This is a genomic window from Siminovitchia acidinfaciens (genome assembly GCF_003605385.1).
Taxonomy (GTDB): domain Bacteria; phylum Bacillota; class Bacilli; order Bacillales; family Bacillaceae_C; genus Siminovitchia; species Siminovitchia acidinfaciens.
In genome coordinates, this window is sequence record NZ_QYTV02000004.1 from 456,032 (window position 1) to 463,208 (window position 7,177).

A 7,177-nucleotide genomic window follows, 5' to 3' on the forward strand; every position below is an offset into this window, starting at 1 on the left:
TAAAGAAAGTACCCCATGAGATAGATTAATCTATTTCATAGGGTACTTTTTACTGTTACTGTTCTTCTTTTGCGGCCTTTCCATTATGATCTTTTTCAAATAAAACAAGCAGTCCAGGCATCAATACACCTCTGATCAAGAAAGTATCCATCAATATTCCTATTGCCACAATAAATCCAAAAACAAACAGCAATTCAATGGGCTGCGTCATGAGCACCGCAAAAGTGGCTGCAAGAATAATCCCTGCTGAGGATATCACGCCTCCTGTGGCTGATACAGCTGTTTCCACCGCTTTCCTAAGCGGCTGACTTTGCCGTTCTTCCATAAACCTTGATACAAGGATGATATTATAGTCGATTCCCAGTGCCACCAAAAAGATAAAGGAATACAGCGGAACCCGGTTGCTGACGGTATCAATATCAAACAGGAAGTTCGTCAAGAACATCCCTAAACCAAGCGCTGCCAAGAAGGACAGCAGAATGGTACCCATCATATAAATTGGCATTCTGACGGACCGCGTCAAGAAAATCAGCATGGAGAAGATTAATATTGTCTCTAGTACGACAATCACAATGAGATCTCTATTGTTAATCGAGCGATCATCAACAGATACGGCCGTCTCTCCAGCGAAATAAAGGTTCCCGTCCAGGCCGCTGTCTTTGACAATCTGATCTGATTCTCCCCTGATTTTTTCCAATGCATCCATCGCTTCAGCTTCATATGGGCTGACTTTAAAGATCATGCTATAGGCAATCACTTTCTCGTCTTCCGTGCTGTCACTTAAACGCACACTGCCAACAAGGGGCTGGTCTGAAAGCTGATTTCGCAAATCTTGCTGATCTTCTGCAGTCAACGGCTTCTTGGATTCAAATAAGACAGTTGTAGGAGCCAGTTCTCCTTTATTGAAGCTTTCTTCCAGCAGTTCATATCCCACTCTTGAAGACATATCACTCGGAAAAGACTTCATCGTATCAAATTCATATTTCAAGTTAAACACGTTGGCTGAAGACAGCAGGAGAAAAATACCGATCACCGCTATTGAAAGACCGGGCTTTTTCGTGACAAAACGGCCCACTCTGCCCCATAGAGAGCTCGCTTTTAGCCTTTCATCACCAATACGAGGAATTTTAGGCCAGAAAGATCTTCTTCCAAACAAGGTAAATAATGCCGGAATCAAGGTAAGTCCCGCAAGCAAAACAATGATGATCGTCGTTCCGAATATCGGAGCAAAGTTCTTATAATCTCCGAACTTGGCAAAAAACAAAATCAACATGGCTGCCAAAATGGTCGAACCTGAATAAAACAGCGGGATACCTGTCCCTCTCATTGCCCATTTCATCGCTTTATATTTATCATCATGCGTCTTTAACTCTTCGCGGAAACGGGAAAAGACCAACAAGGAATAGTCTATGACAACAGCAAAAAGCAAAATGGTCATAATGGAAAGGGACTGATTGGCCAGTACCACTCCGGCTTTTCCTAGTAAACCGAGCGTCTGGTTCACGACTTCATATACAAAAGCGGCCGCCAATAATGGAATCAAGGCCAGTAATGGCGAGCGGTAAGTGATCACCAGCAAAACAAGAATAATTCCCACCGTTGAAAACAGCAAGACTAAATCCGCCCTGCTGAAAAGATCCAACGTATCAGCGGCTATTCCGGCAGGACCTGTGACATACAGCTCGAAGTTGCCATTCTTTTCAGAAATCCTATTGATCTCATCTATTGAATTTTTAATTTCTTTCGTTTCAAGCGATGAATCAAAAGTCAAAGGCAATAAAGCGATTTTTCGATTACCAGAGAAAAAGCCGTCTATTGCCTGCGGCGGCAATTGTTCCAATGGAATCAATTCCTTCAGGCCATGGATTTCCCCCTTTTCAAGCTGATCCAGGAAACTAATCAGCTCCCCTTGTTCGAGCTCGCCTTTAGTTGACTCAAAAACCAATATGGCAGGAACCCCTTCATTGTCCTTAATATATTCATCCACTTTATTTTGAGCAATGACAGCCTGGGCATCTCCAGGCAAAGATGCAATGCTGGACACCTCATAATCCTTGGCACTTGGAGCAAACACAGCTAAAATCATAGCTGCTAAAAACCAAACGCTAAGCGTGATCCACATCCCTCTTTTTGTCGTTACACGGTCGGTAATCCATTGTAATAGCGGCTTCATAAGCAAACCCCTTCTATATTTATTATGTAAGTAACACATCTGTCACTTACGACAAAAATAAAATGACACTCGTGTCACTAACATTATCTTTTAGTATGACAGGAGTGTCAATTATTTCTTTATGAACATTCCATGGCTGAGAAATTCCTTCGTCATTTTCATCCACTCCCCTTGAGGGATGCCGAAATGATTAGGAATAGCAATGGATTGAAAAATGAATCCTAATATAAGTTCGTCTGCCAATTCCGGCCGCAGGAGCCCTTCTCTTCTCCCTGTCTGGATGAAAGATCCCAAATGACCGTACATCTCGACATGAATCTGCTCCAATTGCTGTTTATTCCTCTTTACATTTTTATTGGTATTCGCAGGAATCTCATAAGACAAACCAAGAATTTGATGAATTTTATTATACTTGAAAAAAGTTTCAAGCAGAAAGTCAAATTGGTCATGGAAACCGGCGTATTGATGAATTTTTTCAAGATCCTTCATGAACTGGTCCATTTCAAAAAGCATGTACTCTGTAATCAATTCTTCTTTATTATCGTAGTATTTATATAGTGCACCTCTGGACACGTCCAGCCGCTGGGCCAGGATGCCGAATGTAAATCCTTCATAGCCTTGTTCAAGCAAAATGTTCTTAGTTTCTAGAAAAACATCCTCTGTCGTAAACTTGCGTTCCCGTGCCATCTGCTCACTCCTTCCTTTTCATTATAGGATAATTTTCTCATTTAACAAATGACTGCAGATCTCTGAAATTGAAGCAAGCAATCAGAAAGCCTAAAAGCTACCGATGCTTTTAGGCTTCTTTTCCCTAATCAATCGTCTTCACCGACATAATGAATATAGATATCTTCATTTTCCGGTACTAGTTTCAGGTCTTTTGGAACCTTCAAATAAAGATAATTGATTTCCATAAAGCCGCCAAAACCCATTCCGCCTTTGCGTTCCCCCGTAAACTGAATGATGACAAATTCTTTTTCAAACACCGTAAATTCCAGGTTTTTCTCTTCCCATTTTCCTTTCAGATGCAATATATCCTTTTCCAATTTCACATCCCAGGATTGATATTCATTGGTTAGATCAATTCCACCGACGACAGAATTTGCATAAAAGGCCCCTTCAACAATTCCGTCATTTTCGGCTTTCCTTTCCACGATCACCGTTCCATTCAACCAATCTTGGTTTTTTAAGCGGAGCTCTTTTCCATTATAGTTCCATTGCCATTCATTCAAAACATACCGTGAATCAACCTCTTCTGTCCTACCATTGAAGAGGGCGTCATTAACACGGTTCATTTCCTTTTCCATCTGTGAGTCAGAAGACGAGCTGAAATCTGGCTCATCTTTATTGATTGGCAGTACTTCAAACACAAAAACTGATGCGATAAGTACAATCCCATATCCCATTAAAAGAATTTTGACATAACGTTTATTTTTCAAGACATTTTGCTGCATCCCCTTGATTCCCCATATAAGAATGCCGGCAACCCCGACGAGCACAAGCAAACTGGTGAGGCCCATCATTTTCTGACCTCCATTCTATTTGACAGGATGAGAGCTCCTGCGAAAAACAGAGTTGATATAATAATTGTTTTGACGGCGAATAACCATAAGGATGATTCTGCAAAAATAAAGTTAAAAATGGATTTGGCCAGTTCTTCATTGCGGATTCCGACGTAAACGACAAACCCTGTGATAAGAGCCGGCAGCACAAAGATAAAAACTTTATTCACCTGCACAATGGTCCCCGTCAAATAACCGGCAGCCGAAAATAAAATCATATATAAAATGGACGCCGACACAGCAATGAAAAACTCAGCAGGTGCTTCCATGAAGCTGTTTCCCATGCCATATTGGACATTTCCCATAAGGAAAGTGACAATTTTCAGCAAAAATCCAGCGAAAACGGCGGCTGCACCACCGACGGCACTTGCCGTCAACAGGAACAAGATATTTGCCAAATTGCTACTTAAGCGATTCGCTACAAAAGTGAAGTCGTCATATCTGACTGCCTTTGTCGTAATCAATATACTTGTAATGAAAATCCAAAGCATGGTAAAGACAACAATCATATCTGCTGAATAGTAAGAAATGTTGATGCTCATGCCTGAACTGGTGCCCGTTCCTACGGAGCTCACTCCCCCGAGCGAGAAAAGGAGGCTGATCAGCTGGACGCCTACCAACGAGCTGAACACGCCCAAGAATGCTCTCACCTTGAACTCATACTGTCTTTTCACCACATCAGACAGACTCATTTCGATTAAAGACATCGTCTATCCCCCCTTTATGCCTCCTCGTCAAATAAACGCAGACGTCACTGGCCGGAACAGGAGAAACACTGATCCCGTCCAGTTTCATCTGCTGAATCTCCTCTTCAGAGAATTCATTTTTTACAGCGCTAAAAATACGGCCAGGGCCTGATTCCTGTTCATGGAGCACTTCTTTGTTTTCGATCCACTTAGCAACAGCAGACATTTTTCCAGTAAGACCTACTGCCCATTCCTTCAAATCAGAAACCGACAAATGCAGACGGACCTTGCCATCATTAATTAGCAAAACATCTTCCAAAACATCCTCAATCTCACTCAAATGATGGCTTGACACAATGATCGTTCGCGGATGTGCGATATAATCTTTCAGTAAAGCTCTATAGAAATCTTTCCTGACCGCAGCGTCCATCCCTGTTGTCGGCTCATCAAAAATCGTTAATGCACAGCGGGATGCCAGCCCCAAAATCATATTGAATGTGCTTTTCATTCCTTTTGATAAATTGCCATGGTATGCGTTTGGATTGAATGAGAAGTAATCAAACAATCCATCGGCCAGCTCCTCATCCCAATTATCATAAAATCGCCCCGCCTCCTCCAATATTTCCTTAAGAGTGAGGGCCGGCGGCAGGCTGAGCTGGTCATCTATGAAAATACTATTGGCAGACACCCGCAGACTGTTAAAGGGATTTTCAGAAAACACTTTGACCACTCCGGAAGTCGGGTGGATGAAACCGGAAATCAACTTGAGCAGCGTTGTTTTGCCGGCTCCGTTTCTGCCGACAAGACCTGTCATTTTATTTTCCTTGATTGTCAGTGAAAGCTGATCCAGAACTTGTTGCCGACCGTATTTTTTCGTAAGCTCCCTACATTCGATGACACTCATTTTTTGTCCCTCCCCCTATTTACTTCCTTGAGCATGTCAATTAAGTCATTTTCAGAAACATTCAATCTCTCCGCTTCAATGACAAGGTCCTGAATCAAGCCTTTTAGCCTTTTATTTTTCCGTTTGCTTATGACTATTTCTTTCGCTCCCTCTGCAACGAACATGCCGAGCCCCCGCCTCTTGTATAAAATACCTTCGTCTGCCAGTACGTTCAGCCCTTTTGCAGCTGTAGCCGGATTAATATTGAACATATCCGCCAACTGGTATTGGGAATACACTTTATTGTTCATTTTAAAACGCCCGCCTATGATTTCATTCTCCAGCCATTCCGAGATTTGAAGATAAATTGGCTTCGTGTCGTTTGGATCGATTAACATACACATCCTCCTTTCTGGATGAGTGCATTACTGTTGTGATGTAGTATATGTTATTTCATAAAAAATTACAATATGAATACCATTTGAGTTGGACCAATCAATTGTTTTTTTTAAAATTGACAATATTTAAGGAGGTTACTACTATATTGGTAATAGCAAAACAAGGCATGTTTTTACAATAAGGTGGAGGAAAGAAAGGGAGAGGGCGATCTAGCATGAAGAAAAAAGGCTTATATCGTGATTTTTTCCTGTTTTTTGATATTACTGTCATGCTTCTTACCTTGGCCATATTAAGTATTCTTGTGATTGTTAACGGGGATACGTGGATTCTGACCATCTATTTTTTAGTGGGACTGGTTGCATATATGTTCACAGAGTATGCGACCCATCGATTCCTATTCCATCTGAAAACGCCAAAAAACCCGCTCTTTTTAAAATTTCTAAAGCGACTCCATTATGATCATCACAAGGATCCGGATGATTTAAAACTGCTTTTCCTGCCGCTATGGTACACCATTCCAAATTTTATAATTGTAGCGTTGATTTTTTATACGATCGAATCCACAATCGTAGGGACATCAGCCTTCCTAATGGGAATTATTGTTATGCTGCTGGTCTATGAATGGAAACACTATGTCGCACACCGCCCCATCAAACCAATCACAAGATTTGGGAAGTGGGTTAAAAAACTCCATCTGCTACACCATTTTAAAAATGAGAACTATTGGTACGGCGTCTCCACACCGTTTGTAGACGCATTGTTTGGTACTTTAAAGGATGAAAAGAAGGTTGAAAAAAGCAAAACAGCTACGGACTTGGAAAAGAGAGGGATTTCGTAACATTGCGGAAAAGTATATATAGGGGTCAAGCGTGGCTTTTTAATCAAATGATTGATCAGTTTTTGTGAAAGGTTTAGTTCAGGCCTATTTTTTATTAATCAAACATTTGATTAGTGCGGAAACCCTTTGATTTACAGCCTTTTTCAGGAATCGATGTCTTACGTGAACTTTTCAACCAAACGTTTGATTAGTTTTTAGGGTAACATTTGATTGCAACTCTTTTTGTTAATCAAATGATTGATTAACACGTGAAATCATTGATCTAACGGCCTTTATCAATCAAGCATGTAGAATATTGATTTTCTTAATCAAACGTTTGATTAATGCTGAAATCCTTTGATTTATTTGCTATTCTTAACAGTCGCTCTGATACCAGTACCATACGATTGATCCAATAATTAAAGCAAAAACTACCAAGACTGATAATACCTGTCCTTTCCATTTGGCCCTTACCCTTTACAGGGGTGAAAAAGAAAAAGGTCAACCAGAAAAATAAAATGTACCCTTTGTAAAGGACATTTTTGAAAAAGGTCATGCCGCATGGAGAAGATGATTTCTGTATTGTACAGGAGTCATCTTCTTTAAGTTCCATTGGTACCTAAAATTGTTATAGTACGTCATATATTTTTTGATTTC

Annotated in this window: 8 protein-coding genes; 1 reads left to right on the forward strand and 7 read right to left on the reverse strand. The window is 40.8% G+C overall.

Annotated features, from left to right (window positions below; all coding sequences use genetic code 11):
- Positions 1 to 55: 55 nt before the first annotated feature.
- The 6 genes from D4T97_RS12030 to D4T97_RS12055 all read right to left on the reverse strand — a co-directional run bounded on the left by D4T97_RS12030 (position 56) and on the right by D4T97_RS12055 (position 5,702).
- Positions 56 to 2,173, reverse strand: coding sequence for an MMPL family transporter (locus D4T97_RS12030; protein ID WP_126050973.1), 2,118 nt, complete (start codon positions 2,171 to 2,173; stop codon positions 56 to 58).
- A 111-nt stretch (positions 2,174 to 2,284) separates the two neighbouring features.
- Positions 2,285 to 2,860, reverse strand: a complete 576-nt coding sequence (locus D4T97_RS12035) for a TetR/AcrR family transcriptional regulator (RefSeq protein WP_126050974.1) — start codon at positions 2,858 to 2,860, stop codon at positions 2,285 to 2,287.
- A gap of 128 nt (positions 2,861 to 2,988) precedes the next feature.
- The gene (locus tag D4T97_RS12040; protein ID WP_126050975.1) at positions 2,989 to 3,696 is read right to left on the reverse strand and encodes a hypothetical protein; all 708 of its coding nucleotides are present in this window, start codon (positions 3,694 to 3,696) and stop codon (positions 2,989 to 2,991) included.
- Positions 3,693 to 4,442 (reverse strand): hypothetical protein, encoded by a 750-nt coding sequence (locus D4T97_RS12045; protein WP_126050976.1) that lies wholly within the window; start codon positions 4,440 to 4,442, stop codon positions 3,693 to 3,695. The genes D4T97_RS12040 and D4T97_RS12045 overlap by 4 nt, the downstream gene beginning before the upstream one ends.
- Complete coding sequence (locus D4T97_RS12050; RefSeq protein WP_126050977.1) at positions 4,414 to 5,325, reverse strand: ABC transporter ATP-binding protein; 912 nt, start codon at positions 5,323 to 5,325, stop codon at positions 4,414 to 4,416. Before D4T97_RS12050 ends, D4T97_RS12045 begins: the two co-directional genes overlap by 29 nt.
- Positions 5,322 to 5,702 carry a GntR family transcriptional regulator gene (locus D4T97_RS12055; protein WP_126050978.1) on the reverse strand — a complete coding sequence of 127 codons (381 nt, stop codon included), beginning with the start codon at positions 5,700 to 5,702 and terminating at the stop codon, positions 5,322 to 5,324. The genes D4T97_RS12050 and D4T97_RS12055 overlap by 4 nt, the downstream gene beginning before the upstream one ends.
- A gap of 215 nt (positions 5,703 to 5,917) precedes the next feature.
- Between D4T97_RS12055 and D4T97_RS12060 the strand changes: the two genes are divergently transcribed.
- On the forward strand, positions 5,918 to 6,541 hold the full coding sequence (locus D4T97_RS12060) for a sterol desaturase family protein (protein ID WP_126050979.1): 624 nt from the start codon (positions 5,918 to 5,920) through the stop codon (positions 6,539 to 6,541).
- 531 nt (positions 6,542 to 7,072) lie between these two features.
- Here D4T97_RS12060 and D4T97_RS12065 read toward each other — a convergent pair.
- A partial coding sequence (locus D4T97_RS12065) for an IS3 family transposase (protein ID WP_164525556.1) occupies positions 7,073 to 7,177 on the reverse strand: 105 nt, incomplete at its 5' end.

Excerpts from the sequence above, each read along its gene's own strand:
- D4T97_RS12030 (WP_126050973.1), bottom strand. The coding sequence starts at position 2,173 with ATGAAGCCGCTATTACAATGGATTACCGACCGTGTAACGACAAAAAGA.
- D4T97_RS12035 (WP_126050974.1), bottom strand. The coding sequence starts at position 2,860 with ATGGCACGGGAACGCAAGTTTACGACAGAGGATGTTTTTCTAGAAACT.
- D4T97_RS12040 (WP_126050975.1), bottom strand. The coding sequence starts at position 3,696 with ATGATGGGCCTCACCAGTTTGCTTGTGCTCGTCGGGGTTGCCGGCATT.
- D4T97_RS12045 (WP_126050976.1), bottom strand. The coding sequence starts at position 4,442 with ATGTCTTTAATCGAAATGAGTCTGTCTGATGTGGTGAAAAGACAGTAT.
- D4T97_RS12050 (WP_126050977.1), bottom strand. The coding sequence starts at position 5,325 with ATGAGTGTCATCGAATGTAGGGAGCTTACGAAAAAATACGGTCGGCAA.
- D4T97_RS12055 (WP_126050978.1), bottom strand. The coding sequence starts at position 5,702 with ATGTTAATCGATCCAAACGACACGAAGCCAATTTATCTTCAAATCTCG.
- D4T97_RS12060 (WP_126050979.1), top strand. The coding sequence starts at position 5,918 with ATGAAGAAAAAAGGCTTATATCGTGATTTTTTCCTGTTTTTTGATATT.